Genomic DNA, 26,430 nt, shown 5'->3' with positions numbered 1-26,430 from the left:
GCATGGCGGAGCGCTCTGATGATCCCCGCGACACGGCTCATTGAGATGGGAAGGGCTTGACCGGAGACGCGCATGCGGGGCCATCCAGCAGGTCCGTTGGCGATACCCGATCAGCCGGTCATCTCGAGTCGCGCCCGGGCCCTCTCTCCGACGAATGCATTTCTAAGGACCCAGCCATTCCTATGGCCTGAGCCAGTCGATCCACTAAGCCACACAACAGCAGGATCAGAGACTGGAGATGGTCCTCGTCGATCTGAATCCACTTGGTCCAGTCAGGACTGCCAAATGCTGGCCCGGATACCCGCTGATTTTTCGGAAGATTCCTCCAGCCCCGGCCCGGCTCGGGCCAGCGGCTATGTACGACAGCATTGCGCTGGTGTAGCGCGACTTCAACATCATTCAGAAGTGTCACGACATGGTCTGCGAAGGCAGCCGGTTCGTCGGGAAAGTCAACGCGTCGGGATTTCAGGAGTTTGATACACAAGTCAATGCTCGCCTTGGCGCTCTTGCCAGCATGAGCCTCCTGCGACTCTCCGCTCAGCGACATGACAAGGAACTCAAGCTTCAGTTCGACAACTGCGGCAACCATGACGACCCTGCCAACGAGAGCCGGGAACTCGCCGAGGTCGTAGCCGAACATGTTGTCGGGAATGCCATAGGGGTCCGTCATACTGCCCGTCTACCGCCTTGTGATGAGTCCAAAGCCGCTATGGCTTCTAGTTTTAACTCCTTGGTCAGGACTGAAGATCGATCGTCGCGACGTCATGGAAGTCGAAGTCATTCATGGATTCGAACGGGGTTAATCTATCTCTCTGGGCGTCGCACATCTGCAGCGTTACCCGTGTGGCCGTATCCCTGATGGGCTCCATGGTGAATGCCTGCGAAGACATGAAACCGTCACTTCCACCGTTCGCTCCTTGGAATGCGCAGACATCGCCGTTCTGGTCAACGAGGCGCCCTAACAGACTGACCTGGCTCGGTGAGGTGGCAGGCAACAGAACGTGCGCCCTGGTCATTGTGTTCCAAATTTCCAAACTGGTGAAATATCCACGAAAGCGCAGGCCTCCGAGTTTGACGACGAATTCAGGATTGTTGGCAACGACGACTTTCTGAAGAAGGTGCATTTCCGGGATCCGTAAGATTTCACCCATGCCCTGACTCAATCACACCCTCCACTGGCTGACAAGGAAGCTGTGGCCGACCGCTGCGGGGCGGAAAGTGTCATGCCTCCCGCAAGCATCCGCCCATTGGCTCGTCAGAAAACCCGACTCTAGCGCAACTGTCCAACGACGCCTAGAGTCTGCTTCAGACTGGCAATCTGCCAGGTATTGGCACTGTCGTCTCCGTGAGGCCTCCAGCAGTCCAATTACAACTCGATGAAATGGGGAGCAAACGAGCATGATTACGACCAAGTTGGGTTTTGGGGATGGCACAATGATCGACAATGGCGACGGAACCGCATCCTATAAAAAGCCTATCGAATTCACACAGGCTTTCCGAGTCCGAATTTCCGACGTCACCGGATTCTCCGTGACCAGAGGAAATAAGGCACTTGAGCGTACCCTCAAGATTCTCGGTAACGGTACCGAGCTTGCGTCGGTCAGTGTGAATCATGGGACCTCCGAAAAGATCGAGGCATGGTTCCGCGCACATCCAAGTTTCCGCGACAATCAGCACTCGGATGAAGCTGTTGACGCTACGCCTGCCCCGAACCTGGACGGGCGGCTTATCGCTGACGAACTGACAAAACTGGCAACTCTTCGGGACTCTGGGGTGCTAACTGATGAGGAGTTCTCGAAACAAAAGGCCAGACTCCTGAGCTAGCTCTTCCGCGTGACTCACTCGAAGCCGTGGTTGCGTGGCTGGGCGGGCGCGGCGCCGTCGAGGGCAGGTGTCTGAATTCGCGAAGTATCCTTCAAGGCGCATTAGGGGGCCATTAGTCCGGCAAACCTCGAGGTGAAGCGATCAAGCTTTGGCTGATAAAAGCCTTCGAGTCCACTGGCCTTGCTGTATCCGGACAGTGCCACCTGGGTCGCCACAGCAGCTTTGGCCGCGACGTTGTCTTTGGTTTCGGGAATCCGAAGAAGTCGGAACCCGGGACCTCCAGGATCGTGGGCGGGAATCAAGCTGTAGTAGGCACTCGCGCTCTGAAGCGTTGCGTGTGAGGTTTGGGTGTCGTAAAGCCATGCCTGAAAAAGGTTGCCAAGATCATCCGTGTATCGCTGAGCAAGGTTTCCCGTCTTGGCGAGTGCGTCGAGATGCTTGTGCTGATCGTTCGCATCATCGATCAGATCCTGAATGACTTTGAGCGTAGGGGCATCGATGGCCCAACCGATCGACTGAGCCTTGATCATCTTTCCCAAGCTCTCCTTCTGGGCTCGCTTGAGGACTTCGATGACTTTTCCACGCTCAATTTGGAGCCACCACAGGAACATCGAGTGCTCGATTGCGCTACGCAAAAGCGGTGATGTCTCTTCACTCAGACCGGCGTCTGAGAGCCGTACGGCCGCCTCTGCTGAGCGGATAGCGCGGGATGCCCATCCCCACGCAACAGGCTTGACGCACCACTCATTGAAATCATCTCTGCCGCCTTCCCCGAACGAAGAAGAGCCAGGAGCAGGGCCGTCTAGCCAAACCGCCTTCAAGTCGAAAAATAGCCGACGAAAGGCCTTTGCTCTTGCGGTATCCACGACTCCCCCTAATTCGCCCATGTTCCTTGGTGCACTAGAGACAATGATCCCCCCGCGACGCCGCAACGCATGGTTGCCTCGCTGTGGGGACACCCGGACGGGGTTGCAGGCACAATAGTCCTATGTGCGGGCGCTACGTTGTTTCGAAATCGACGGCTGACCTTATGGCCGCCTTCGACGTGCACGAGTCCTACGTCGATGAACTGCAGCCCTCTTACAACGTCGCCCCGACGGACACGGTGCCATTGATCCTGGATCGGAGTCCCGGTGAGGGTACGCCAGTGACGAGGAAACTTGTCACGGCGCGCTGGGGCCTCGTGCCGTCGAGGGCGAAAGACCCCAAAGGCGGGGCGAGGCTAATCAACGCCAGGATGGAAACCGTCACCGAGAAGCCATCGTTTCGGAAGGCCGCCTCGGCAAGGCGTGGTTTCCTTGTTGGTGACGGCTACTACGAGTGGGAGAAGATCCCTGGCGGCGGGAAGATCCCGACCTATCTGCATGATGCCGACGACCGGATCCTTGCCTTCGCGGCATTGTTCGAGAACTGGCCCGATCCTGCCCTCCCGGACGAGCATCCGGACAAGTGGTTGCGGACCGCCACAATCATCACAACCGCGGCTTCCGACGCGCTCGGCCATATCCATGACCGCACCCCGCTGATCGTGCCACCTGACATGTTCTCGGACTGGCTTGACCCTGAAACAACCTCCGAAGCCGACGTCCGCGCCCTGTTGGACTGCATGCCTGAACCCCATCTCGTGCCGCGTATCGTCAGTGACAAGGTCAACTATGTGCGGAACAACGGTCCCGAACTCATCCAGCCGGCCGCCTGAGTCCGCGGTCGGTTATGCTGCCCGGACGATGGGCAGCTCGGCCCATTCGGTTGTGTACCGTGGGCTGAGCATGTCCCGCTTCATGGTCCAGTCTGGGCCTCCCTTGATGCCGGCGTGCCCGAGCCCGATTGAGCCCCTGCCGTATTTCTTGCTGACGTCCTCGAGCAGCGTCCCGATGCCTCGTTCCTCGTGGGAGTTCTCGAACAGTTCCAGCGGCTTCTGGTTTCCGCTGGGCCGAAGGTCTGTCACCATGATCCCTGCCCTGGCGTACTTGACGCCCTCAATGAGCCGCGGGAGCAGAGCATGAGCAGCTTTGGTCAGGATCACCGGGTCGGCCGTGGGCATCGGCAACGGGACATTCACTGACGGGAACGACTTGTCATTGGGGTTGTAGTACGACGTCCCCGCAAAAGCGGTCAGCAGTTTGGCTTGCTGATCGTGCTTGGCCAGACGGGCACTGGCCATCTGCGCATAGACGCTCAAGACCTGGCGCAGGTCCGCGGCCGTCGTGATCGGCTTGGAAAACGACCGGCTGAAAATGAGCTGGTCCCGACCGATCCGCTCTTCCTCCATAGGGATGCACGGCGTGCCCCGCAGTTCGAGGACGGTTCGCATCATCACGACGGAGAACTTGTCCCGGATGGCGACCAGGTCGGCGCGGGACAGGTCGAGGATCGAGTTAATCCCCATGGCATAAAGCCGCTTGGTGAGCCTGGCGGCCACACCCCAGATCTCGATCACGGACAGCCGGGACATGAGCGCCTCCCGTTCCGCTGGTGGCACGGACTCCCAGCGGCACACGCCACCGAACACCGGATTATGTTTGGCCCATTTGTTGGCCAGCTTGGCGAGCGTCTTGGTCGGGGCGATGCCGACGCAGACCGGCACGCCAACGTTCCGCTGGCAGGCGTCCTTCATCGTCCGGCCCAGGGCCAGTAGATCCTCTCCGGATCCCTTGACGCCGAGGAAGCACTCATCGATCGAGTAGATCTCCTGCCATGCCGAATACCGTGCCAGCAACTCCATCACCCGGGCGCTGATCGATCCGTAGAGCTCGTAATTGCTCGACTTAGCGATCAGCCCCCATTCCTTGGCCCGAGGCGCGAGTTTGAACCATGGCTCACCCAGCGCAATCCCGAGCTTCTTGGCCTCGTTCGACCTCGTGACCGCGCAGCCGTCGTTGTTGGACAAAACGATAATCGGCTTCCCTTCGAGGGAGGGATCGAAGATCCGTTCAGCCGAGGCGTAGAAGCAGTTGACGTCGATGTGTGCGATCTCCTGCATTCGGCGCATCACTGCTGGTTTAGACATGGTGGAGGCACCATGTGACGACTCCCCAGATCCGAAGATCGGAGAGTTCAGGGACGCGGATGGGCGGATAGTCCGGGTTGTCCGACTGCAGGATGATGCCGGCCCGGGTGATCCGGAGGCGTTTGATGGTGAGTTCGTCGTCGAGGATCGCGACCACCACTGAGCCGTCCTTGGGAGCGAGCGCCCTGTTGACGATGAGCTCGTCACCGTCACTGATGCCCGCCGGTTCCATCGAGTTCCCGGCAACCCGCACGATGTAGGTGCTGGTCTTGTCCTTGATCAGGTGCTCGTTCAGGTCGAGCTCCGAGGAAAAGTAGTCCTGGCTCGGAGATGGGTAGCCCGCGGGGACGGCCACCGGGGCCACGGGGATGTGCCCGGGCTCGGCCCCCGCTTTTATCATGCGGGGGTCTAGGGCAAGAGACATGACACACCTTTATTCGAATATATGTTCTATTCAAATGGTAGCCCTCCGCTCGGACATTGACCCCACCATGCCACATCGATGCAGGATCCGGGGTTCGGATGTAGCCTCCAGATTCCCCCGCTTCAAGAGAGCTGGCGGGAGCCGCACCTGGTGACGGACCCGATCTTGTGGCGCGCCCGAATAGGCGGGCCTCAAACAACAGCCGTGCACCGCTCGTTGGTCAGCCGCGTGCACTCATCCCAATTAAGGCAACGGGCTCCCGATGGTTTGCTCACGCTGGGCCATATACGTCGATGGATATCCGTCGGCATCGCCTACTTGTTCGGAAAAGATCGAGATACTGCGTCGATAACGGCCGACTGGGGCGTCGCTGAGCGCCATTCGGCAACTTTAATTTTCCATCAAGATTGTTCTTCAACACTTCCGGAGATGCTTTCCCCGTGCCAAGCTCTGAACTGCGTCGTTCGCTGGGGACCACGCAGATCATGGGGGCAATATGTTTACTAAAACACGATTCAAACGCGTGTTGGCGGCCGGCGCAATAACAGTCGCCTTGGCCGCGGGAAGTGCGGTCTTCGCCGCACCGGCGGACGCTGCCACAGGAAGACTCGGAAAAAGCTACTCGCTCAACGTGCGGTCTTCGCCACAGGTATCAGCATCAGTTGTGGGCACGATCCCGAAGGGCGGTTCCGTTAACCTCCTCTGCTACGTGCGCGGAGCGAATGTTCAAGGACCGTGGGGGGCAAGCAACATCTGGGACAGGGTCGACCTTGGCGGCGGCCGGATCGGCTATGCCGCAGATGCATTTGTCATCACCGGATCAGCCAATCCCATCGTCCCTCCTTGCGACCAGCCCGCACCCGCGCCCGCGCCCTCGGGCGGTAGCCGTGAGGCAAAGGCTGTCGCCTACGCGCACTCCATGATCGGCAACAAGAGTCTTGGGGGCCTGTGCGAGGTATTCGCAGCAAGAGCTTTCGGTAACAGTTTCACGTTCCCTAACGCCATCTCCAACTACAGATGGCAGGCAACTCGGGGCCGGATCCACACTGACAAGAACGCACCGGCCGGCGCGCTCGTGTACTACTCCTCTCCGCGATGGGACGCAGGAAACGGGCACGTGGCTGTTTCCATCGGAAACGGCCAGGTCATCACTACCTTGGAACCTGGGCAGCCCATTAGCGTCAAAAACATCACCTGGCCTCCGGGGTACCTCGGATGGGCCTATGCCCCGTAGAACCGAGAGCTAGAAGGCGGTCCGGAATCTATTTCGGGCCGCCTTCACGTCAGCGGAAGCTCGTCCTGCCGTCCAAGCCAGAAGGCCAGCAGTTCGACATCCCCGCCTAAGTCCACGCGTTAGAACAACCTGAAGGGTCACCCACGCCGCGCGGGCGACCCTTCACTGTTCACCGGCGCCCAAAGGCCATAACAAAGGCTAGCGTCGCCGCGCTTACCAGCACCGCCGCCACCCAGATCCACTGCTGTCCGTCCAAGTTCGCCCCCGATCTCAGCTCTCGGCTCAGTCTTTGATCGTCCGGCCAATGTTTCTCGCCCGGACACTTGTGCGCAAGACTATCCCGGGCGCCTAAGGGGGTGTACAAGCTCGCCAACGTCCACAAGTTCCCATTTCCTCTCGCTCCGAAAACCCAACGCCGACCCTGTGGGGGCTACCTTTCCGCGAGGCCAACGTCATTGCCGGACGTGAGCCCCGATTGTCTGCCCTCGGTGGCAGACTCGGGCTGTGGAGGAAAAGAAGTTCTGGGGTCCGCCCCAATCGCGCAAGGTAACTCCCGTCGTGCCGCCTGTGGATCCGGCTGCCGTTGAAGCCGCGACAAGGCCCAAGGAGCCGCTGCCCGTGTTCGTGATGCTGGATTACGACAACGGTGAAAGTCATGAGGTGCCGGCCTTTGCTTACGGGTGGACGAAGGCGCACGTGCTGGTGTCAGTGCCCTGGCCGATGGATTATTACGAGGGCCGCAAAGAGGTCTGGGTGGAAGCATCCAGGGTGCGACGGCGGAAGATCGACCCGAGAGTGCTTTAGATACGAAACAGCCCCTCACCGGGGATGGTGAGTTTGAACGGGTGTAGTCGTGGCTGCGGTTGCGGCCCGCTCGAGAGCTTACCCCAACGCTATTTGGCCGACCGGTTTCATGTATTAGCGTTTCTCAACTGCAGCAAGAAGCCTTATGCAGAATCCAACAATTACGAGGGCCAGCCCCAAGCCAATGACAAGGAACGTGGCGAGCGTTGGACCACCCTGTGTTGTATTCCCGTACGCGTCGACGTGCGTGGTGGCTGCGGCCATGAAGCCGAGGGCGATACCGATGGTGGCAATTAGACATCCAGCCAAGATCCAGCTGTTGCCACGGCGCTTCCGTGGTGCCTCGGGCGCCGACTGCGGGGCTTCTGGCGGGGCGAATGGTCGAACGTCGTTGCTCCATGCGGCACCGTCCCAGTAGCGCGTCTGGGGCGCATTGGACGGGTCCGGATACCAGCCTGCGGGATTGCTCATGAAATACCCCCCATATTCCCTGCATGAGCCCTCAGCGGCTCAGGATGATCGTAAACGCATGAAGCTCCGACTCACTGTTAGGGCGCGGTAGAGGAGTAACGCGGCGGCTCGCCTCTTCTGCGGTGCAGGCGGGTCATCGGCTGTGGTGGTGTTGCTTCGGATTTGGTGAGGATGGTTTCGAGGTGCGCTTCAGTGAATCGCATGGTGCGTGGCCCGAATTGCAGATAGGGCCACTTGCCGGCGCGGGCATTGGCGCGGACGGTTGCGGGCCGGAGCTGGAGGATTTCGGCTAGTTCGGTAACGGTATACGTGCGGCGGGAGCCTTCAGTTGCTGAGATCGTCATGGTGATCTTTCCGTGGTCGATTAGGACGTCTACGGACGAAGATAGCCGCAAACGGCGCCAAAGACCAATCTCAAGAATTGACATCGTTTCAGAAATGTTGATAATGGTGTCCTCGCTACCATTTTTCCGTAGTGGCAGTGCGACGAAAGTCCGCAAGAAGTCCGCAAACAGTTAGTTCCAGGCCATCGCAATCAATCCGCGGAACCTTCGGGTCTTGCTGTTCTCAACGATCCTTGGGCGTCATCTCTAGGCGCGGGGGAAGTTCCGGTTCGAACCCAACGTTTACCCAACGAAAACCGCGGCATCCAACGAAATCGAACTGGCCCCGCTTTGCCGTTGGAGCTTCGATATCCCTCGGAATCTAGCGGGTAATGGCAGCTATCGGAATCTGGCGAAATCGACGGCCCTCTAATCCGTGGGTCGAGAGATCACGCCTCTATCCCAGTGCCCACCCAACGGAGACTGGCAGTAGGCGCGCCGGCTTGATGAGTTCCTGCTTCTGCCTTGCTGTTTGGAATGCCACGGGGTCAGAGGCTACAGGCCAACGGGCCGAGTCGAACGCGCAAGCCCGGCAGCTAGAGTGATATGGATCCGACCCGGTAGGCTTGCGATGCCGGAATGCGGCGCTGATCGAACGGGGACGCAGTTGAGGAATGCTCTGGACCACAGGCCTTTGCCTTGGGTGGCCGCCGTGGGAATCGAGGAAGGGTCGGAGCTACGGGCGACATTGGACCGCCAAGGCGGGACAGTCAAATACGTGAACTCCATAGCCCAGGTTAGACAACAGGACTATAACTTCGTTGTATGCCAGGGAAACGTTGGTGGCGTAATTCACGACCACGTAAAGGTTCTGCAATTCCTGCCCCCCCTCGAGCGGCGGGGGAATGGACCACGACGGTTGCTCGAGGACTACGGACGCAATACCGTCGTTCTCGATCTCGGCGACGGGGCGCGAGCTGAGCGGTTTGCAGTAGGCCTCGGGGCTACTTCTCGTGGACTGGAAAGTCTCGTCAAGGAAAGCATCATCAGGAATGTCCCGGTTGGCGACTTCTACAACACTTTGTCGGAGAGAGGGCGTCACGGAAGCGCAAACGCCTCCACCCTAGTCGAGGAGGTAGCGGGCCGCCCGCTGGGGTTAGTCCGGTCGACAGGGAGAGACGGCGAGGCTGAATGGTGGGTGCTCCCTGCCGTCACGACCCATCGGGCCACGTGGCTGGCTGCTGCCTTCGCCTTGTGGAAGTCGAAGTGGCCGGATGAATTTCCGCCCGCTGGGTACGGAGCACTTGAACGATGGATGACCCATGCCGAGCTTGAGGCCGCAGCAGCTATTTCCGCGCACGAAGTTGAGACAGCCGCATATCTGGCCAAGCGAACAGCCGAGTTGGATGTACTTCGGCTGGCCGCCTCCGAGGCGTCGAACGCCGCCGAATCCGGGGAAAGGACTCTTCTTCAAGCGCAAGGCGATGAGCTGGTTGGCGCAGTCATGAGCTGCCTCAAAGACCTTGGTTTCGAGGTCTTTGACTCAGATGCGGAAGCCGAGGCAAACAAAGCGGCGAAACGTGAAGATCTCCGGATCAAGTCGGAACGCGATGCAGATTGGCTGTCGCTGGTCGAGGTCAAAGGCTATGCTTCGCGAAATGCCAAGACCAGCGACATAAACCAGCTAGCGCGGGCAGCGGGTTTCTTTGAAAGTCGCACGGGTGACGTTCCTCAAGCGCAGTGGTACGTGATCAACGCACAGTTTTCCCTAGCCCCGGACGAACGGCCCATACCGTTGGCGAGCAGTCCCGAAGATGTCGAGGAGTTCGCCAAGGACGGCGGACTCGTCGTAGACACCCGCGAATTGTTCAAGCTTCTTCGATTGGTACAGAGTGGAGCGATTAGCCAGCAGGACGCGCAGGCCGATCTGGTTCACTCCACCGGCACGTATGAGTGTTCGTTCGGTCCGGATGTGGCAGAACTGCCCTGAACGGATGGACGGATGTCTTGCAAAGCGCCGAGCGTCTCCGGTTCTGTGAGCGACCGGTCGTGACCGCTGTCCCTGAACTACCAGATGTTGTTAACGTCCACCAGCCAACTTCAGAATCACAGTCAGTCCGCAGAAAGTCCGCAAGAAGTCCGCAAGTGGCCATTTTCCGCCCATCAAGGCCAACGCCAAAACCCCGGAATCTAGCGGATCTCAACACCGCTCAACCAGCGCCAATCAGCATTGTTTAGTTCGAGCTCTACTACGGCGTCTAGTAACACCGCACGAGGCAAATGAAGGGCCGCAGTTCATTTTTGTGAACTGCGGCCCTTTCCCTTTAACGCCGTCGGACTCGTGCCCACAAAAAAGAACGGCTGTGCCCGCAAAGACACAGCCGTTCTTTTGGTAAAGACCCCGGATCGCAGGGGCCGGACCCCCAATTTTTCCTACACCCGCCGGCGCCCGCTAATCAACCGGAAGAGGAAGACGATGATCGCCAAGACGATCAATATCGGGGCGATCCAGAGAAGGAATCCCAGGGCCTTTACGGTGCCGCCAATGATAAAGAAAAGGATCGCGATGACCGCGACGATTCCGAGGATGACATTCATGATGTAGCTCCAGTTTCAGTCGTAAACATTCTGATGATTGCCTTTATCGCTGTGCAAACCTCAGCAACCTTACTATAAGCATGCTTATTATTCTAATCCTTCCCGGGACGCCCGCTCACATAAAGGGACACGTCCACCTTGAGGTCATGTCTGCAGGAGCGTCCGGCCAAACACCCACATAGGTGAGCGAGCGTCCCGCCAAGCACCCACATAAGTGAGCGAGCGTCTGTGTCCGCGGCGCGCCGCAGAGCCAAAACCATGGGGCAATCCGGCGTGCCTACCGGAACCGGCATTCACGCCCGGTTCTGCCATTCCAACGCCCCTGTCGCGGGCGTGGACGCCGTGGTACGTTCAGCGTGATCAGGATGCTTGAGAGAGTCCTCATCCCTTCCGGCTCCTGACGCAACTACTCAAAGCGGAGGCATACGATGACAACCTTGATGATCTTCCACGAGGTCGATGACGTTGAGCACTGGCTTAGCTCACCGAAACGGGAAGAACTCTTCGGACCCCTGGGCTTCACAGTTCGAACGTTCGTGGACCCGGAAAAAACCAACCGGGTTGGTTTGATCGTCGACGTCCCGGACATGGAGACGTTCCAGCGAACGCTGGAGTCCGAAGCTGCCGCCGAGGCGATGAAATTCGACGGCGTGCGCCCGGAAACAATCGTGACGCTGGTCGAGTCCTAAGTACCGCCTAGTCGCCGAAACCCCGGTACATGGTCCATTGCGGACCGGCGGAACCTCCCAAATACTTGCCGGTCTCGACAAAACCCGCGTTTGCGTAGGCAGCCTTGGCGGCAGGATTGTGTTCGTTGACGGAAAGCACGACGCCGGCCTGCCCGCCACCCAGCCTTGCTGTCAGCTTCTGCGCTTCCCGGGCAGCGGCCACAGCAGACAGGGAGCCCAGGCCTCTCCCCTGGCGCTTCTGGTCGATCAGGAACCCGCGCAAGAGCCAGGCGGAATCGTCGTCGTGCCATCCTGCCAGGGTTGCGGCACCAGCCTGCAAGGTAAATACTCCGATGGCGGCGCCTGCCGCTTCGATCACGTACGGCAGGCGGCTTTCGTCTTCCAACCCCATGAGCATCATCTTGAACGGGTCCCCGACGAAGTCTTCCTGCCCCGCGGCCAATTCCATGACGGCGACGTCGCCGAGCGTGATGGCGCGGGCATCGTCGTCGAGATCCTTCAGGGGAATGAGCCACACGGTTTCCAGCATCCTTCGAGCTTAGCCGCCTCCGTACTTCGCGGGACGGCTCAGCCTGGAGCTCACTGGCCGTAGAAGTCCTTTTCGAACACCGCCCGGGTCCGCCGGCTCAAGCGAAGATAGTCTTCTTCGAACACCGCAGCCTGCCCGGGAGGGTAACCGCACCACCTGGCAACGGCCTCCAGGTCCCTTCGGGAAGCAGGGAGGAGATCCGAGGCACGCCCGGTGCATATCACATTCGCCGAGCGGATGCGGCTCGCGAGCCGCCAGGCTTCGCGAAGCAACACGATGTCGCCCTTGTCGATCAGGCCCAACGACTCGATCGCGTCGAGGGCCTGCAGGGTTGACGTGGTCCGCAGTTGTGGATGCTTCCCTGCGTGTTGGAGCTGCAACAGCTGCACCAGCCACTCGACGTCGCTCAGTCCGCCCCGGCCGAGCTTGACGTGCCTGGCTGGATCGGCGCCTCTCGGGAGCCGTTCCGACTCAACCCGTGCCTTGACGCGCCGGATCTCGCGCACATCCGTCTCGGCGAGCGATTCGGGGTACCGGATCGGGTTGATGAGCCAAAGGAATTCCGCGGCCAATTCGTCGTTGCCGGCCATGGGTTGTGCCCGCAACAGCGCCTGGGCTTCCCAGATGAGGGACCATCGCCGGTAATACTCCGCGTATGACTCGAGGGAACGGACCATGGCCCCGTTCTTCCCCTCGGGACGAAGATCGGCGTCGACGGTGAGGACCCGCTCCGCCAGGATGGCCGGTTTGAGGGGTTGGGTCAACAAGGTGGAAATGTGTCCCACAATGGCAAGGGCTTGTTGCTGGGCTTCGGATTCACCCGCCCCGGGGAGGGCACGGTGGACGTACATGACGTCGGCGTCCGAGCCGTAGCCGATCTCGCGTCCGCCTTGCCTGCCCATGGCGACTACCAACACGTGCGTCGTGAGGGGCCCCTCGGAAGCCACGATGGACTCGGCGACGTGCAAGGCGCCCAGAACCGCAGCCCGGTCGGCATCGGCCAACGCCGTGCCCACTGCGTCCTGTTCCAGGAGGCCGGAACTGTCCGCGATGGCGATCCGGAGGATTTCCCGGCGCCTGATGAGCCGTATAAGCCGCATCGCGTTTTCCGGATCGGCGTGGCGCGACATCTTGGACTGGATTTCCTGCCACTGCGCCTCGAAGCTCAGCGGCATGAGTTCCTTGTCGGAACCAAGCCACGCAACGGATTCCGGGGAAACCTCGAGGAGATCCGCGATGAGCCGTGAGTTGGAGAGCACGTGGCAAAGCCGCTCGGCCGCCGCTTGCGAGTCCCGGAGCATCCCGAGATACCAATGGGTGGTTCCGAGTGCTTCGCTGACACGGCGGAAGGCGAGCAGTCCGGCGTCGGGGTCCACACCTTCGGCGAGCCAGCCGAGAAGGATGGGGAGCAACTGCCGCTGCAGTGCGGCGCGCCGGCTGACCCCGGCCGTGAGGGCCTCGATGTGGCGCATGGCGCCTTGCGGGTCGCGGTAACCGAGTGCCGCAAGCCGCCCTTGGGCAGCTTCCGGAGTGAGCCGGGCGTCTTCGGTGCTCAACTTCGCGGCCGTGTTGAGCAGCGGCCGGTAGAAGATGCGGTCATGCAGTTCACGAACGGACCGTTTGGTCTTCTGCCAGGTTTCAATCAGCGCGTCCGGATGCGGCCTGCCTGTGGAAAAGGGCCCCAGGACGGCCTTGGCGAGGAACCGCAAAGACTCCTGGCTTGTGGGCATGAGGTGGGTACGGCGCATCTGGAACAACTGGATGCGGTGCTCAAGTACCCGCAGATAGCGGTAGGCCGCGTCGAAGGCAGCGGCGTCCACCCGGCCGATGTAGCCGCCCGCGGACAACGCGGATATTGCCGACGTCGTATCCCGGCAACGGAGCGTTTCATCGGACTTTCCGTGGACAAGTTGCAGGAGCTGGACCGTGAACTCGACATCGCGCAGCCCGCCGGGACCGAGTTTGATCTGGCGCTGCTCTTCGGCCGGGGCGATGTTGTTCGTCACCCTGCGGCGCATCGCCTGCACCGATTCCACGAACCCTTCCCGGCCGGCGGAAGCCCACACGAGCGGCTGGACGGCCTGCTCGTAACGCGAGCCCAGCTCCCTGTCCCCCGCGATGGTCCGCGCCTTAAGGAGCGCCTGGAACTCCCAGCTTTCAGCCCATTTCGCGTAGTAGCTCAAGTGCGAGGGCAACGTCCTGACGAGGGGACCGGATTTCCCCTCGGGCCGCAGGTTCGCGTCGACCTCCCACAGACCCGGTTCGGTCCCCGTGGACGAAATGGCACGGGATATCCCGGCGGCCAAGGCCGTGCCGATGGTCGCGGCCTCGGCGTCCTCCAGGTCCGGTGCCTCGATCACGTAGATGACGTCGACGTCGGAGATGTAGTTGAGCTCCCGGGCACCGCACTTGCCCATGCCGATGACGGCCAGCCCGACGCCGGCAATATCGGCGGGATCGAAAGTCGCCGCGGCTTCGGCCCTGGCAACGGCGAGGGCCGCCTCTATCGCGGCACCGGCGAGGTCGGCCAGTTCGGCACCGACGGCGGGCATGAAGTCCTGCGGACTGGCGGCGCAGAGGTCCTTGATGGCCAGTTCGGTGAGCCCGCGACGGTAAGCCGTCCGGAGAGCCGTGTAGGCGCTGGCTCCGGTCATCGCGGCAACGGGCCGGGGAGAGTTGGGGTCTGCCTTGACCGATCGGAGCAGCTTCGTCCGGAGCTCACTGGCATCGGCGGACAAGGGCTCCGGGCTGACGCGGACATCGAAGACGTCCAGGTGTTCCGGATGCCTGATCAGGAACTCCCCCAAGGCTTCGGATGCCCCCAGCAAGCGGTAAAGCGGCTCGCTCCGATCCGGGTGCTCCCCGGCGAGCTGCCTGAGCGAGGGATGCTTCTCAATCAGACGGACCAGCGACTGCAACGCGGTGTCCGGGTTGGCGCTGAGGTGCAGACCGGCGAAGATCGTGTCTTGGTCGATGCCGTCGAGTTCACGCGCGGCAAGGAACCGCTCACCCTTTTCAAGGTCGCTGAAACCGGCCGAGATGAGCCGGCGGGCCAGGCTCACACTCACAGCCTAGAGAATGCCGAGATTGCGCTTGAGCTCGTAAGGCGTGACCTGGAGCCGGTAGTCCTGCCATTCCGCACGCTTGTTGCGCAGGAAGTGGTCAAAGACCTGTTCGCCGAGGATGTCCGCTACGAGTTCCGAATCCTCCATGGCGCGGATGGCGTCGTGGAGGCTGGCCGGAAGCGGAGTGTGACCCATCGCCTTGCGCTCGGCCGAAGTCAGCGACCAAACGTCGTCTTCCGCGGCGGCCGGAAGGTCGTAGCCTTCCTCGATACCCTTGAGCCCGGCACCGAGCAACACTGCGTAGGCGAGATACGGGTTGGTGGCAGAGTCAATGCCGCGGTATTCGATCCGTGCGGACTGGCCCTTGCCCGGTTTGTAGAGCGGCACGCGAACCAGGGCCGAACGGTTGTTGTGCCCCCAGCTCAGGTAGCTCGGCGCTTCGCCGCCGCCCCAGAGACGCTTGTACGAATTGACGAACTGGTTGGTGACGGCGGTGAATTCCGGCGCGTGGCGGAGGATACCGGCAATGAATTGGCGTGCGGTCTTGGACAACTGGAATTCGGCGCCGGCTTCGTAGAAGGCGTTGGTGTCACCCTCGAACAGCGAGAAGTGGGTGTGCATGCCTGAACCCGGGTGGTCGGTGAACGGCTTGGGCATGAAGGTGGCGTAGGTGCCCTGCTGCAGGGCCACTTCCTTGATGACCGTGCGGAAGGTCATGATGTTGTCCGCCGTCTGGAGGGCGTCCGCGTAGCGGAGATCGATCTCGTTCTGGCCGGGTCCGCCCTCGTGGTGGCTGAACTCCACGGAAATGCCCACGGATTCAAGCATGGTGACGGCCGTGCGACGGAAGTCCTGTGCCACGCCGCCGGGCACGTGGTCGAAGTAGCCGCCCTCGTCAACGGGAACAGGAACGCCGTTGGCATCGAGGTCCTGGGACTTGAGGAGGTAGAACTCGATCTCGGGATGCGTGTAGCACGTGAAGCCCATGTCCGCGGCTTTGGCGAGGGTGCGCTTGAGCACGTTCCGGGGGTCTGCGGCCGACGGCTCGCCGTCGGGGGTCAGGATGTCGCAGAACATCCTGGAGGTCTGCTCGGTTTCACCACGCCACGGGAGGATCTGGAACGTGGAGGGGTCTGGCTGGGCAAGCATGTCGGATTCGAACACCCTGGCGAGGCCCTCGATGGCCGAGCCGTCGAAACCCAGGCCTTCTTCGAAGGCGCCTTCCACTTCTGCCGGCGCAAGTGCCACCGATTTCAGGGAACCGACGACGTCGGTAAACCACAAGCGTACGAAGCGCACATCACGCTCTTCGATAGTTCGCAGAACGAACTCTTGCTGGCGGTCCATGGGGCCTCATTTCCGGGTCAACGTCCATGCCGCGGATTCGGGATTCGAAGCCGACGACAACTCAGCATTCACTCTACTAAGCATTGGCCCGGATTGGCTGCACCCCCGGTTCGCGTAACACAGCGTTTACAAATGTGAGGCTCCCCATGCGCCGGTGGCTAGGACGGCCGGTACCGCATACGCTCTATCCATGGCCCCAAGCAACAGTTCCGATTCCAGCATGCCCGCCGAAATTCCCGCGCCTTACGGAACGGGACCTGCCGCGGCAGGTTCCGGGGCTTCAGCGGATGCTTCAACGCCGAAGCCCGCCGCGAGGATCCGCACCCATCATCTGCAGCAGGCCAAGGCCAAGGGTGAGCGCTTTGCGATGTTGACCGCCTACGAGCAATACACGGCGGAAATTTTCGACCAGGCCGGCATCGAGGTCCTGCTGATCGGCGATTCGGCGTCCAACAACGTCTTCGGGAACGAAACCAGCCTCCCTGTGACCGTCGACGAGCTCCTCCCCTTGTGCCGCGCGGTGGCCCGGTCCGCCAAGCGTGCCTTGGTAGTGGCCGATCTTCCCTTTGGCAGCTACGAAGTGTCGCCGGAGCAGGCAGTGGCAACAGGCGTCCGCTTCCTGAAGGAAGGTTTGGCGCACGCCGTCAAGATCGAAGGCGGCGCGTTCTATGCGGGAACTGTGCGGGCCATGGTCCAGGCAGGCATTCCCGTCATGGCGCACATCGGCTTCACGCCCCAGAGCGAACACTCGCTGGGCGGCTACCGCGTCCAGGGCCGGGGCGACGACGCCGCGCGCCTCGTCGAAGACGCCATTGCCCTCGCAAACGCCGGAGCGTTCTGTGTGCTCATGGAGATGGTTCCCGCGGAAACCGCTGCCGCCGTCGACGCAGCCATTGACGTACCGACCATCGGAATCGGCGCAGGCAACGCGACCACTGGACAGGTTCTGGTGTGGCAGGACATGGCCGGACTGCGCGGCGGCAAGATGGCCAAGTTCGTCAAGCAATACGCGGATCTTCGCACCACCCTGGGCGCCGCGGCGAAGGCCTACGCCGACGACGTCAGGTCCGGCCAGTTCCCCGGCCCGGAACACTCCTTCTAGGAGGAAGCAGCTTCAGTCCTCCTCGTCCTTGTCCCAGGCTTCGTTGCGGGCCTTGACCTTTTCGAGGGCGTGCTCCGCTTCTTCGCGGGTCTTGTAGGGACCGATCAGCTGGGACCAGTCGGACATCGCGTCCTCTTCGATTTGGTGTGTCTGAACGTTGTACCAGAACTCCGCCACGGTTTCTCCTTTTCGAATCCCGCCGCAAGCCCGGCGGGGCCGGTGCCTTCGCACGGGCCGATATTTAGCTTCTTAGTTACTTGCGTCTCGTGCGTCCCTTATATGATCAATCTATGCCTTCTCCCGCTCTGACCGCACCCATCGGCACGCTGACCCGTGGGACCGTCAGCCCACAGCTGCCTGTTCCGGCGTCCATCCCGCGCCCGGAGTATGTCGGCAAGCCGGGACCCGCGAAGTTCACCGGTTCAGAGGTCAAGTCTGCGGAAACCATCGAGAAGATCCGCATCGCCAGCAAAATCGCGGCCCAGGCGATCGTCGAGGTCGGCAAGCACATCGAGCCCGGCGTCACAACCGACCAGTTGGACCGGATCGGCCACGAATTCATACTGGACCACCAGGCCTACCCGTCGACGCTTGGCTACCGCGGCTTCCCCAAGTCCCTGTGCTCCTCGCTCAACGAGGTCATCTGCCACGGCATCCCGGACAGCACCGTCGTCCGGGACGGCGACATCCTGAACATCGACATCACCGCCTACATCAACGGCGTCCACGGCGACACGAACTACACCTTCCTGGTGGGCGAGGTCGACGACGAGTCCCGGCTCCTGGTGGAACGCACCCAGGAGTCGCTCAACCGGGCCATCAAGGCCGTAGCGCCCGGCCGCGAAATCAACGTGATCGGCCGTGCCATCCAGTCGTACGCGAAACGCTTCGGCTACGGCGTGGTCCGTGACTTCACGGGCCACGGCGTCGGCGAGGCGTTCCACACCGGCCTGATCATCCCCCACTACGACGCCGCGCCGGCCTACAACACCATCATCGAAGCCGGAATGGTCTTCACGATTGAACCCATGCTCACCCTTGGAACAATCGAGTGGGACATGTGGCCCGATGAATGGACCGTCGTCACCCGGGACCACAAGCGGACCGCACAATTTGAACACACCCTGTTGGTCACCGAGACCGGCGCCGAAATCCTGACTCTTCCCTAAGCTCTCCGGAAGGTCACCTGCAGCCGTTCGTGCTGCGACATGCCCACCCCTCCTGCCATGAACGGAAACGCATTGACCAAGAAGGATGAGAAGATCCACAAGAACGGCCCGCTGATCGGCATCGACGTCGGTGGCACCGGCATCAAGGGCGGCATCGTCGATCTCAAGAAAGGCAAGCTGCTCGGGGACCGCCTCCGCATACCGACGCCGCAACCCGCCACTCCCGAAGCTGTCGCCGAGGTGATCGCACAGATCGTCGAAGAGTTGTCGGCCCGTGAGGATGCTCCGGCCAAGGGTTCGCCCGTGGGAGTCACTTTCCCCGGAATCATCCAGCACGGCGTGGTCCGCTCTGCCGCCAACGTGGACAAGTCCTGGCTCGACACGGACATTGATTCGCTCCTCACCAAGCGCCTGGACCGTCCCGTCGAGGTCATCAACGACGCCGACGCGGCCGGTCTCGCTGAAGCCCGCTACGGCGCAGGCGAAGGCGTCGACGGCACGGTTCTGGTGATCACCCTCGGAACGGGCATCGGCTCGGCCTTCATCTTCAACGGGCACCTGGTGCCCAACGCAGAGCTCGGCCACCTCGAAGTGGACGGCCACGACGCCGAGACGAAGGCATCCGCCGTCGCGCGTGAACGCGACGGCTTGAGCTGGGAAGAGTACAGCGTGCTGCTGCAGCGCTATCTCTCCCACGTCGAGTTCCTGTTCTCCCCCGAGCTCTTCATCATCGGTGGCGGTATCTCGAAGCGTTCGGACGAGTACTTCCCGCACTTGGATCTGCGGACACGCATCGTCACGGCGGAACTGAAGAACGACGCCGGAATCGTGGGGGCCGCGCTGGACGTCGCCCTCCACCACAAGCTCGCCAAGTAGACGTGGTGCCGGTGGCGGCTGCGGCTTCCCCTCCGCTGCCGCCACCGGAGCTAGATGGGGCTCTTCTCGGAGCTCTTGCCCTTGGCGCCCTTCGCCGCATTATCCGCGGCTGCGGTTTCGGCCTCGTGGCGGAGCAGCGAAATGGCCGACTCGAAGTCCTCAAGCGATTCGAAGGCCTGGTAAACGCTGGCAAATCGCAAGTAGGCGACTTCGTCCAGCTTCTGGAGTGGTCCAAGGATGGCCAGGCCGACCTCGTGGGCATCGATCTCCGCCGCACCGGAAGAGCGGATGTTTTCTTCGACTTCCTGGGCCAGCATCGCAAGGTCGTCCTCGGTCACGGGACGGCCTTGGCAGGCCTTGCGAACGCCGTTGATGATCTTGATCCGGCTGAAGGGTTCCCCCACGCCTGAGCGTTTGATGACGGAAAGGCTGGTGGTCTCCACGGTGGTGAAACGGCGTCCGCACTCGGGGCACTGGCGCCGACGGCGGATGGCCGAGCCGTCGTCGGCCATTCGACTGTCCACAACACGTGAGTCGGGGTTTCGGCAGAACGGACAATACACGCTGGGCCTCCCCTGCTCGGTTCCCGGCCACCTGTCCCCGCGGCGGGATCGGCCGGGAACGCAAAAGGTGCCGGAAGTTTGACTTCCGGCACCAGTTTACGGCTATATAAGGCCTAATGACAAGACTGTAATTACTATATGTAGTGGTTGTGACCCATACATGTAGTGGTTTAGGCCCCCGCGAAACGAATCTTGACGGCGTCGCCGTGGCCGGGCAGGTCTTCGGCATCGGAGAGGCTCACGATGTGTTTGCTGACTTGCTCCAAGGCAGCCTTGTCGTAGTTGATCACCTGTACGGCCCTGAGGAATGTTGTCACGTTCAGTCCGGAAGAGAAGGCTGCGGTGCCGCTCGTGGGCAAAACGTGGTTGGATCCTGCACAGTAGTCTCCGAGGCTGACCGGGCTGTAGTCCCCCACGAAAATCGCGCCCGCGTTGCGGATCCTTGCGGCGACCGCTGCTGCGTCCGCCGTCATGATTTCCAGGTGCTCTGCCGCGTAGGCATCGCAGACCGCGATGCCCTGCTCGACATCGTCCACCAGCACCACGCCCGACTGGGGTCCCGACAATGCGGTGGTGACCCGCTCGCCATGCTTCGTGGTTCCTGCCTGCACCGTGAGTTCCCGCTGCACAGCGGAGGCGAGTTCCTCGGAGTCGGTGATCAGGACAGACGCCGCCTTGGGGTCGTGCTCTGCCTGGCTGATGAGGTCAGCGGCCACGAGCGCCGGACGGGCCGAAGCATCAGCCAAAATGGCGATCTCGGTGGTGCCGGCCTCGGAGTCGATCCCCACGACGCCTTTCACAAGACGCTTCGCGGTGGCCACGAAAATGTTTCCCGGACCGGTCACAACGTCCACCGGTTCGATGGCCTGATCATCGGCAGCCCCGGGGATGCCGTAGGCAAAGGAAACAATCGCCTGGGCGCCTCCAATGGCATAGACCTCGTCGATGCCGAGCAAAGCGGCAGCTGCCAGGATGGTGGGGTGGGGCAAGCCTCCGAAGTCCTTCTGGGGCGGGGAAGCCAAGGCGATCGAGGCAACCCCGGCGGCCAGCGCCGGAACAACGTTCATGATGACGGAGGACGGGTAGACGGCCAGGCCGCCGGGAACATACAAACCCACGCGGCCCACGGGTACCCAGTTCTGGCTGACGACGGCGCCGTCCCCCAGTTCAACGTCGACGTTCGCAGGCCGTTGGCCATCCGCAAAACGCCGGGCACGGCGGATGGATTCCTCCAGGGCTGCGCGCACTGAAGGATCCAGGTTTTCAAGGGCTTCGGCAAGGGCGGCAGCCGGCACTCGCGGATGGGACTGTTCCACGCCGTCGAACGCCAATGCGAACTCCCCAAGCGCTTCGAATCCGCGGGAACGGACGGCCGCAATGATGTCCAGGACTTTTTGCTCGGCGTCCGCCATGGTCTGATGTTTCGCCCGAGGCACCACGGCGCGCAGTTCCGCCAAGGTCAGGGACCGTCCGCGCAAGTCAATGCGGTGGAAGTCCAGGGACTGGGCGGCGGTTTCGGCAGGATTCTCCGGGAAATTGGTCACCAGATCATTTTACGGGGCAAGCGGCGGTCCCTCCGGCTGCTTTCCCATCAAGCTGAAAAGCGTCAGGAGGAATGTCACAAGGGCCGTCGCCCCTGGCCACAGCAAGAAGGCCGTCACCGACCGTAATGAGAAGCCGTCACTTCCACTCGAGGCGGAGCCCCACCATTGCGCGGCCAGCAGACCCACCTGCCAGGCCACCAAGGCCCCTACGGCACCACCGAGAACGGCCAGGAACGTGCGGAGGCCGTGCCCCGGCCTCCGGACCTTGCTGTCGAGCAGGACCGCGGTGAAGCAGCCGGAAAGCAGCAGAAGCCCGGCAAGGACCAAATCCCTCGGGAGCCGCCCCGCCGAAGCCGTCGGATCGGCGAGGGCAGGATTTCCCGAGATCACGTTGAGGCCGCCCGGAGCCAACAGCCACCAAGCGAGGCCCAGCCCAACGCCCGAGGCGGCGGGCACCGCGAGCCAAAGCCACCATGTGCGGTCCCGCGTGTCCGTTCCAGTGTCCGGGTCAGTATCCCCCGCGGGGCCGGAGACGAGAAGGTTCGATGTTGGCTTGGTCATGACACAAACATTAACAAACGTTTCTGGACGCCCAACAAGCAAGCGTGCCGGCGAGCAGCGGAATACGCTGAATCCACCAGCGTTAATACCAATAGCTCACGCAGGAGATCGGCAAAGTGGCTTCGGACAATCCAGCTTTTGAAGCAACATTCAAGCAAATGTTCCGCCGGCATGCTGCCGGCGTGGCCATCATCACTGCCGACCTCAACGGCAAGCCTTTCGGGTTCACTGCGACCTCCGTGGCTTCGCTGTCGGCCGAGCCGCCCCGCTTCACGTTCAACATGTCCCGCAGTTCCAGTTCCTGGCCGGCGGTGGCGAATTCGACGTATATCGGCTTGCACATGCTCGGCCTCGAGAACCAGGCCCTCGCGGACCGCTTCGCCCGCACCCAGGAAAGGTTTGAAGGCGATCATTGGGAGCCAGGGCCCTTCGATGTCCCCATCCTCAAGAACGTGGCCGGCTGGCTGATCGGCAAGATCCAGATGCGCCTGTCCTTCGAAAACAACGCGATCGTGGTGGTGGAGGTTGTCGACGGGCTGGTCGGCGAGGACGACACTCCCCTGCTGTACCACTCGGGCTCCTACGGCCAGCCGGTTCCGCTCGACTATGAAATTTAGTCAGGGCAGGAAAATCCGGTGAGGGCAGGAAATCCAGCGTCACCGGCCGGCTGGCTCAGGTAGCCGACCGGTCACGTGTCCAGGCAGGTCGGGCCAAGAAGTACCTTGAGGTCACCGAAAAGTGACGGGGTGGGATTCACGCGCAGGTGCACGGGCAAGCCCATGACCTCGACCTTGGAGTCGCCCTGCAAGTGGAGCCTGACCTCGGAGTTTCCCCGGTGGGTGGTCAAAACATCGCGAAGATCGGTGACGACGGCTTCGGTTGCCTTGTAGGTGGGCATCGTGATGACGAGAGGACCGTTGGTGCTCTCGCTCAGGTCCGGAACCGAGAGCTCCATGCAGTTCAAGGTGACCGCACCGTCGTCGCGCCGCTGCAAGCGGCCCTTGACCACCACGATCAGGTCCTCCGCGAGGACCGAAGCGATGGGCCCGTACACCTGGCCGAAGAACATGACCTCGATGGAAGCACCGAGGTCTTCGATCTCCGCCCGCGCGTAGGCGTTGCCGCTTGCTTTGGCGATCCTGCGGCTGAGTGAAGTGATCATGCCCGCAATGGTGACGATGGCGCCGTCGTGCGGTCCGTCTTCTCCGAGAATAGACGTGATCGATTGCTCTGCATGCTGGCTCAGCACGCCCTCAAGCCCCTGCAGGGGGTGGTCCGAAACATAGAGGCCGAGCATGTCCCGCTCGAAGGCGAGCTTGTCCTTCTTCTCCCATTCCGGCAGGTCCGGGATCTCCGTGCTCAGGGAGGCCTGCGGCTCCTGGTCCTCGAATCCGGCGAAGAGATCGAACTGGCCGATCGCCTCATTGCGCTTGAGCGTGATGACGGAGTCGATCGCTTCTTCGTGCACCATGGCCAAAGCACGCCGGTGATGGCCGAGGGAGTCGAACGCGCCGGCCTTGATGAGGGACTCGATGGTGCGCTTGTTGCAGACCACCGCCGGGACCTTCATGAGGAAGTCCTTGAAGGAGGTGTAGGCGCCCTCGCTCGCACGGGCCGCCACCATGGCTTCCACCACGTTGACGCCGACGTTGCGGATGGCCCCCATTCCGAAGCGGATGTCGGTTCCCACAGGAGTGAAGTTGAGGCTTGATTCGTTGACGTCCGGCGGTAGGACCGTGATGCCCATGCGCCGGCACTCGTTGAGGTAGATCGCCGATTTGTCCTTGTCGTCGCCCACGGACGTGAGCAGGGCAGCCATATATTCGGGGGCGTAGTGGGCCTTCAGGTACGCAGTCCAGTAGGAGATGACACCGTACGCTGCGGAGTGCGCTTTGTTGAAGGCGTAGTCGGAGAACGGGAGCAGGATGTCCCACAGGGTCTTGACGGCCTCCATGGAGTAGCCGTTGTCCTGCATGCCTTGGGAAAAGCCGGCGAACTGCTTGTCCAGTTCGGATTTCTTCTTCTTGCCCATGGCGCGGCGCAGGATATCGGCTTGACCCAGTGAGTAACCGGCCAGCTTCTGGGCCACGGCCATGACCTGCTCCTGGTACACGATCAGGCCGTAGGTTCCGCCGAGGATTTCCGAGAGCGGTTCCTCGAGCTCCGGATGGATCGGGATGACTTCCTGGATCTTGTTCTTGCGCAGGGCGTAGTCGGTGTGCGCGTTGGCACCCATGGGACCTGGCCGGTACAGCGCCAACACGGCGGAGATGTCTTCGAAGTTGTCAGGCTTCATGAGCTTGAGCAGCGACCGCATGGGTCCGCCGTCGAGCTGGAAGACCCCCAAAGTGTCGCCGCGCGCCAGCAACTCGTACGACGCCGGGTCGTCCAACGCCAGGTGCTCAAGATCGAGGTCGACGCCCCGGTTCATCTTGATGTTTTCCAGCGCGTCGGAAATGATCGTCAGGTTCCTCAAGCCGAGGAAGTCCATCTTGATCAGGCCAAGGCCTTCGGACGTCGGGTAATCGAACTGCGTGATGACCTGGCCGTCCTGGATGCGGCGCATGACAGGAATGACGTCGATGATGGGGTCCGAGGACATGATGACACCGGCGGCATGCACGCCCCACTGCCGCTTCAGCCCCTCAATGCCCAGCGCGGTCTCGAAGACCTTGGCAGCCTCCGGGTCGGTGCTGATCAGCTGGCGGAAGTCGCCGGCCTCGCCATAGCGCTTGGCCTCCGGGTTCTGGATGTCCGCCAGCGGGATGTCCTTGGCCATCACGGCCGGTGGCAGGGCCTTGGTGAGCTGTTCACCCATGCTGAACGGGTAGCCAAGCACGCGGGAGGAGTCCTTGAGCGCCTGCTTGGTCTTGATGGTTCCGTAGGTGACAATCATGGCAACGCGCTCGTCGCCGTACTTCCGGGTGACGTAGTCGATCACCTCGGAACGGCGACGATCATCGAAGTCGACGTCGAAGTCGGGCATGGATACGCGGTCCGGGTTGAGGAAGCGCTCGAAAATCAGGCCGTGTTCCAGCGGGTCGAGGTCGGTGATGCGCATGGCGTACGCCACCATGGAGCCCGCACCCGAACCACGGCCCGGGCCCACCCTGATTCCGTTGTTCTTTGCCCAGTTGATGAAGTCGGCCACCACGAGGAAGTAGCCCGGGAAGCCCATGGAGGTGATGACGTCAAGCTCATAGTCGGCTTGCTTGCGCACCTTGTCCGGGACGCCGTCCGGGTAGCGGTAATCGAGTCCCGTGGCCACTTCCTTGACGAGCCAGGACGTCTCGTCCTCGCCGGGAGGGCAGGGGAACCGCGGCATGTAGTTCGCGCCCGTGTTGAAGGACACTTCGCAGCGCTCGGCGATCAACAAGGTGTTGTCGCAGGCCTCGGGATGGTCGCGGAACAGCTCGCGCATCTCCTGCGGCGACTTCAAGTAGTAGCCGCTGCCGGAGAAAGCGAACCGGGAGCCGCCGTTGTCATAGGTGGGCTCAAGCAGAGTGGAGCCCGACTGGATCGCCAAAAGGGCCTCGTGGGCCTTCGCATCATGCTCGTGCGTGTAGTGGAGGTCATTGGTGGCCACGAGCGGAAGCTTCAGTTCCTTGGCCAGGCGCAGCAGATCGCCGGTGACCCGCCGCTCGATGTCCAGGCCATGGTCCATCAGTTCGCAGAAGTAGTTTTCCGCACCGAAGATGTCGCGGAACTCGGATGCCGCAGCCAGCGCCTCCCGGTATTGTCCCAGCCGGAGGCGGGTCTGGACTTCACCGGAAGGGCAACCGGTGGTGGCGATCAGGCCTTCGGAATAGGTGTTCAGCAACTCCCGGTCCAAGCGTGGCCATTTGCCGAACACCGAGTCGAGCGAAGCAATCGAGGATGCCCGGAACAGATTCCGCATGCCCGCGTTGTTGTAGCTCAACAACGTCATGTGGGTGTAGGAACCACCACCGGACACGTCGTCTTTCCGCTGGCTCTCGTCGCCCCAACGGACGCGCTCCTTGTCGCCGCGCGCCGTGCCCGGCGTGACATAGGCCTCGACGCCGATGATCGGCTTGATGCCTTTGTCCGTGGCTTTCTTCCAGAAATCGAAGGCACCGAACAAGTACCCGTGGTCCGTGGTGGCCAGTGCCGGCATGCCCAACCGCTCGGTCTCGTCAAACAACTCAGTGAGACGGGCCGCACCATCCAGCATGGAGTATTCGGTGTGGGTGTGCAGATGGACGAACGAGTCATTGCTGGAAGTCACCACGACAGTCTACCGGCAGGGACCCCGCGGTTGGAGTGGCGCGCTGGAAGC

General features: G+C 61.8%; 26 protein-coding genes. 10 read left to right on the top strand and 16 right to left on the bottom strand.

Features of this window, described 5'->3' with window-relative positions:
• Positions 1 to 118: 118 nt before the first annotated feature.
• Together VLA65_RS18765 and VLA65_RS18760 are read right to left on the bottom strand one after the other, a co-directional pair.
• Positions 119 to 670, bottom strand: coding sequence for a hypothetical protein (locus VLA65_RS18765; protein ID WP_284990860.1), 552 nt, complete (start codon positions 668 to 670; stop codon positions 119 to 121).
• A 64-nt stretch (positions 671 to 734) separates the two neighbouring features.
• A complete protein-coding gene (locus VLA65_RS18760) occupies positions 735 to 1,151 on the bottom strand; it encodes a hypothetical protein (protein ID WP_332603359.1) in 417 nt (138 codons plus the stop codon).
• 247 nt (positions 1,152 to 1,398) lie between these two features.
• On the opposite strand from VLA65_RS18760, the gene VLA65_RS18755 reads away from it, so the two are divergent.
• Positions 1,399 to 1,824, top strand: coding sequence for an SHOCT domain-containing protein (locus VLA65_RS18755; protein WP_284990858.1), 426 nt, complete (start codon positions 1,399 to 1,401; stop codon positions 1,822 to 1,824).
• 101 nt (positions 1,825 to 1,925) lie between these two features.
• On the opposite strand, the gene VLA65_RS18750 is transcribed toward VLA65_RS18755, so the two are convergent.
• Complete coding sequence (locus VLA65_RS18750) at positions 1,926 to 2,690, bottom strand: DUF5677 domain-containing protein (RefSeq protein ID WP_284990857.1); 765 nt, start codon at positions 2,688 to 2,690, stop codon at positions 1,926 to 1,928.
• A 122-nt stretch (positions 2,691 to 2,812) separates the two neighbouring features.
• Here VLA65_RS18750 and VLA65_RS18745 point away from each other — a divergent pair, with 122 nt between their 5' ends.
• Positions 2,813 to 3,523: an SOS response-associated peptidase gene (locus VLA65_RS18745; protein ID WP_332603358.1), complete on the top strand. Its 711-nt coding sequence runs from the start codon at positions 2,813 to 2,815 to the stop codon at positions 3,521 to 3,523.
• 12 nt (positions 3,524 to 3,535) lie between these two features.
• Here VLA65_RS18745 and VLA65_RS18740 read toward each other — a convergent pair whose 3' ends face one another.
• Together VLA65_RS18740 and VLA65_RS18735 are read right to left on the bottom strand one after the other, a co-directional pair.
• The gene (locus VLA65_RS18740; protein ID WP_284990855.1) at positions 3,536 to 4,834 is read right to left on the bottom strand and encodes a Y-family DNA polymerase; all 1,299 of its coding nucleotides are present in this window, start codon (positions 4,832 to 4,834) and stop codon (positions 3,536 to 3,538) included.
• Positions 4,827 to 5,258, bottom strand: coding sequence for a LexA family protein (locus VLA65_RS18735; protein WP_284990854.1), 432 nt, complete (start codon positions 5,256 to 5,258; stop codon positions 4,827 to 4,829). Before VLA65_RS18735 ends, VLA65_RS18740 begins: the two co-directional genes overlap by 8 nt.
• A 496-nt stretch (positions 5,259 to 5,754) precedes the next feature.
• On the opposite strand from VLA65_RS18735, the gene VLA65_RS18730 reads away from it, so the two are divergent.
• Positions 5,755 to 6,492 (top strand): SH3 domain-containing protein, encoded by a 738-nt coding sequence (locus tag VLA65_RS18730; RefSeq protein ID WP_332603357.1) that lies wholly within the window; start codon positions 5,755 to 5,757, stop codon positions 6,490 to 6,492.
• A 504-nt stretch (positions 6,493 to 6,996) separates the two neighbouring features.
• Positions 6,997 to 7,296, top strand: coding sequence for a hypothetical protein (locus VLA65_RS18725; RefSeq protein WP_332603356.1), 300 nt, complete (start codon positions 6,997 to 6,999; stop codon positions 7,294 to 7,296).
• Positions 7,297 to 7,410: 114 nt separating this feature from the next.
• On the opposite strand, the gene VLA65_RS18720 is transcribed toward VLA65_RS18725, so the two are convergent.
• The gene (locus tag VLA65_RS18720) at positions 7,411 to 7,767 is read right to left on the bottom strand and encodes a DUF2510 domain-containing protein (RefSeq protein ID WP_332603355.1); all 357 of its coding nucleotides are present in this window, start codon (positions 7,765 to 7,767) and stop codon (positions 7,411 to 7,413) included.
• A gap of 77 nt (positions 7,768 to 7,844) precedes the next feature.
• A complete protein-coding gene (locus tag VLA65_RS18715; RefSeq protein WP_332603354.1) occupies positions 7,845 to 8,111 on the bottom strand; it encodes a helix-turn-helix domain-containing protein in 267 nt (88 codons plus the stop codon).
• Positions 8,112 to 9,009: 898 nt separating this feature from the next.
• Here VLA65_RS18715 and VLA65_RS18710 point away from each other — a divergent pair.
• Positions 9,010 to 10,080, top strand: coding sequence for a hypothetical protein (locus VLA65_RS18710; RefSeq protein WP_332603353.1), 1,071 nt, complete (start codon positions 9,010 to 9,012; stop codon positions 10,078 to 10,080).
• Positions 10,081 to 10,523: 443 nt separating this feature from the next.
• Here VLA65_RS18710 and VLA65_RS18705 read toward each other — a convergent pair whose 3' ends face one another.
• On the bottom strand, positions 10,524 to 10,688 hold the full coding sequence (locus tag VLA65_RS18705; protein WP_148667595.1) for a DUF2207 domain-containing protein: 165 nt from the start codon (positions 10,686 to 10,688) through the stop codon (positions 10,524 to 10,526).
• Between the two features lie 428 nt (positions 10,689 to 11,116).
• Between VLA65_RS18705 and VLA65_RS18700 the strand changes: the two genes are divergently transcribed.
• Complete coding sequence (locus VLA65_RS18700) at positions 11,117 to 11,377, top strand: hypothetical protein (RefSeq protein ID WP_059389129.1); 261 nt, start codon at positions 11,117 to 11,119, stop codon at positions 11,375 to 11,377.
• Between the two features lie 7 nt (positions 11,378 to 11,384).
• On the opposite strand, the gene VLA65_RS18695 is transcribed toward VLA65_RS18700, so the two are convergent.
• The 3 genes from VLA65_RS18695 to VLA65_RS18685 are packed head-to-tail and all read right to left on the bottom strand — an operon-like array spanning position 11,385 to position 16,318.
• Entirely contained in the window at positions 11,385 to 11,906 is a 522-nt protein-coding gene (locus VLA65_RS18695) for a GNAT family N-acetyltransferase (RefSeq protein WP_059389130.1), read from the bottom strand.
• 50 nt (positions 11,907 to 11,956) lie between these two features.
• A complete protein-coding gene (locus VLA65_RS18690; RefSeq protein ID WP_332603352.1) occupies positions 11,957 to 14,968 on the bottom strand; it encodes a bifunctional [glutamine synthetase] adenylyltransferase/[glutamine synthetase]-adenylyl-L-tyrosine phosphorylase in 3,012 nt (1,003 codons plus the stop codon).
• A gap of 9 nt (positions 14,969 to 14,977) precedes the next feature.
• Complete coding sequence (locus VLA65_RS18685; RefSeq protein WP_284751784.1) at positions 14,978 to 16,318, bottom strand: glutamine synthetase family protein; 1,341 nt, start codon at positions 16,316 to 16,318, stop codon at positions 14,978 to 14,980.
• A 190-nt stretch (positions 16,319 to 16,508) separates the two neighbouring features.
• Here VLA65_RS18685 and panB point away from each other — a divergent pair, with 190 nt between their 5' ends.
• Positions 16,509 to 17,420, top strand: coding sequence for a 3-methyl-2-oxobutanoate hydroxymethyltransferase (gene panB / locus VLA65_RS18680; protein WP_332603351.1), 912 nt, complete (start codon positions 16,509 to 16,511; stop codon positions 17,418 to 17,420).
• A gap of 12 nt (positions 17,421 to 17,432) precedes the next feature.
• On the opposite strand, the gene VLA65_RS18675 is transcribed toward panB, so the two are convergent.
• Complete coding sequence (locus VLA65_RS18675; RefSeq protein ID WP_113990679.1) at positions 17,433 to 17,597, bottom strand: SPOR domain-containing protein; 165 nt, start codon at positions 17,595 to 17,597, stop codon at positions 17,433 to 17,435.
• Between the two features lie 113 nt (positions 17,598 to 17,710).
• On the opposite strand from VLA65_RS18675, the gene map reads away from it, so the two are divergent.
• Complete coding sequence (gene map / locus VLA65_RS18670; RefSeq protein ID WP_059389133.1) at positions 17,711 to 18,589, top strand: type I methionyl aminopeptidase; 879 nt, start codon at positions 17,711 to 17,713, stop codon at positions 18,587 to 18,589.
• Between the two features lie 72 nt (positions 18,590 to 18,661).
• Positions 18,662 to 19,465 carry a polyphosphate--glucose phosphotransferase gene (gene ppgK, locus VLA65_RS18665; protein WP_284991624.1) on the top strand — a complete coding sequence of 268 codons (804 nt, stop codon included), beginning with the start codon at positions 18,662 to 18,664 and terminating at the stop codon, positions 19,463 to 19,465.
• A gap of 50 nt (positions 19,466 to 19,515) precedes the next feature.
• Here the strand turns inward: ppgK and nrdR are convergent, their stop codons facing one another.
• The 3 genes from nrdR to VLA65_RS18650 all read right to left on the bottom strand — a co-directional run bounded on the left by nrdR (position 19,516) and on the right by VLA65_RS18650 (position 22,133).
• On the bottom strand, positions 19,516 to 20,028 hold the full coding sequence (gene nrdR / locus VLA65_RS18660) for a transcriptional regulator NrdR (protein WP_084784530.1): 513 nt from the start codon (positions 20,026 to 20,028) through the stop codon (positions 19,516 to 19,518).
• Between the two features lie 170 nt (positions 20,029 to 20,198).
• Positions 20,199 to 21,572: a histidinol dehydrogenase gene (gene hisD / locus VLA65_RS18655; RefSeq protein ID WP_332603350.1), complete on the bottom strand. Its 1,374-nt coding sequence runs from the start codon at positions 21,570 to 21,572 to the stop codon at positions 20,199 to 20,201.
• A gap of 9 nt (positions 21,573 to 21,581) precedes the next feature.
• Positions 21,582 to 22,133 carry a hypothetical protein gene (locus VLA65_RS18650; RefSeq protein WP_332603349.1) on the bottom strand — a complete coding sequence of 184 codons (552 nt, stop codon included), beginning with the start codon at positions 22,131 to 22,133 and terminating at the stop codon, positions 21,582 to 21,584.
• Positions 22,134 to 22,291: 158 nt separating this feature from the next.
• On the opposite strand from VLA65_RS18650, the gene VLA65_RS18645 reads away from it, so the two are divergent.
• Positions 22,292 to 22,750, top strand: a complete 459-nt coding sequence (locus tag VLA65_RS18645) for a flavin reductase family protein (protein WP_113990687.1) — start codon at positions 22,292 to 22,294, stop codon at positions 22,748 to 22,750.
• Between the two features lie 71 nt (positions 22,751 to 22,821).
• Here VLA65_RS18645 and dnaE read toward each other — a convergent pair whose 3' ends face one another.
• Positions 22,822 to 26,379 (bottom strand): DNA polymerase III subunit alpha, encoded by a 3,558-nt coding sequence (gene dnaE / locus VLA65_RS18640; protein ID WP_059389138.1) that lies wholly within the window; start codon positions 26,377 to 26,379, stop codon positions 22,822 to 22,824.
• Between the last annotated feature and the right edge of the window lie 51 nt (positions 26,380 to 26,430).

The sequence above is a fragment of the Arthrobacter sp. S2(2024) genome (assembly GCF_036662515.1).
Taxonomy (GTDB): Bacteria; Actinomycetota; Actinomycetes; order Actinomycetales; family Micrococcaceae; genus Arthrobacter.
The sequence above is the reverse complement of the archived record's forward strand: the minus strand, read 5'-3'. Positions and strand labels throughout refer to the sequence as shown.

Coding starts and splice junctions, on each gene's coding strand:
- VLA65_RS18720 (WP_332603355.1), bottom strand. CDS start 7,767: ATGAGCAATCCCGCAGGCTGGTATCCGGACCCGTCCAATGCGCCCCAG.
- VLA65_RS18755 (WP_284990858.1), top strand. CDS start 1,399: ATGATTACGACCAAGTTGGGTTTTGGGGATGGCACAATGATCGACAAT.
- map (WP_059389133.1), top strand. CDS start 17,711: ATGCCTTCTCCCGCTCTGACCGCACCCATCGGCACGCTGACCCGTGGG.
- VLA65_RS18645 (WP_113990687.1), top strand. CDS start 22,292: ATGTTCCGCCGGCATGCTGCCGGCGTGGCCATCATCACTGCCGACCTC.
- VLA65_RS18745 (WP_332603358.1), top strand. CDS start 2,813: ATGTGCGGGCGCTACGTTGTTTCGAAATCGACGGCTGACCTTATGGCC.
- VLA65_RS18705 (WP_148667595.1), bottom strand. CDS start 10,688: ATGAATGTCATCCTCGGAATCGTCGCGGTCATCGCGATCCTTTTCTTT.
- VLA65_RS18650 (WP_332603349.1), bottom strand. CDS start 22,133: ATGACCAAGCCAACATCGAACCTTCTCGTCTCCGGCCCCGCGGGGGAT.
- VLA65_RS18740 (WP_284990855.1), bottom strand. CDS start 4,834: ATGTCTAAACCAGCAGTGATGCGCCGAATGCAGGAGATCGCACACATC.
- VLA65_RS18730 (WP_332603357.1), top strand. CDS start 5,755: ATGTTTACTAAAACACGATTCAAACGCGTGTTGGCGGCCGGCGCAATA.
- panB (WP_332603351.1), top strand. CDS start 16,509: ATGGCCCCAAGCAACAGTTCCGATTCCAGCATGCCCGCCGAAATTCCC.
- VLA65_RS18700 (WP_059389129.1), top strand. CDS start 11,117: ATGACAACCTTGATGATCTTCCACGAGGTCGATGACGTTGAGCACTGG.
- VLA65_RS18760 (WP_332603359.1), bottom strand. CDS start 1,151: ATGGGTGAAATCTTACGGATCCCGGAAATGCACCTTCTTCAGAAAGTC.
- VLA65_RS18735 (WP_284990854.1), bottom strand. CDS start 5,258: ATGTCTCTTGCCCTAGACCCCCGCATGATAAAAGCGGGGGCCGAGCCC.
- VLA65_RS18715 (WP_332603354.1), bottom strand. CDS start 8,111: ATGACGATCTCAGCAACTGAAGGCTCCCGCCGCACGTATACCGTTACC.
- VLA65_RS18695 (WP_059389130.1), bottom strand. CDS start 11,906: ATGCTGGAAACCGTGTGGCTCATTCCCCTGAAGGATCTCGACGACGAT.
- VLA65_RS18685 (WP_284751784.1), bottom strand. CDS start 16,318: ATGGACCGCCAGCAAGAGTTCGTTCTGCGAACTATCGAAGAGCGTGAT.
- VLA65_RS18765 (WP_284990860.1), bottom strand. CDS start 670: ATGACGGACCCCTATGGCATTCCCGACAACATGTTCGGCTACGACCTC.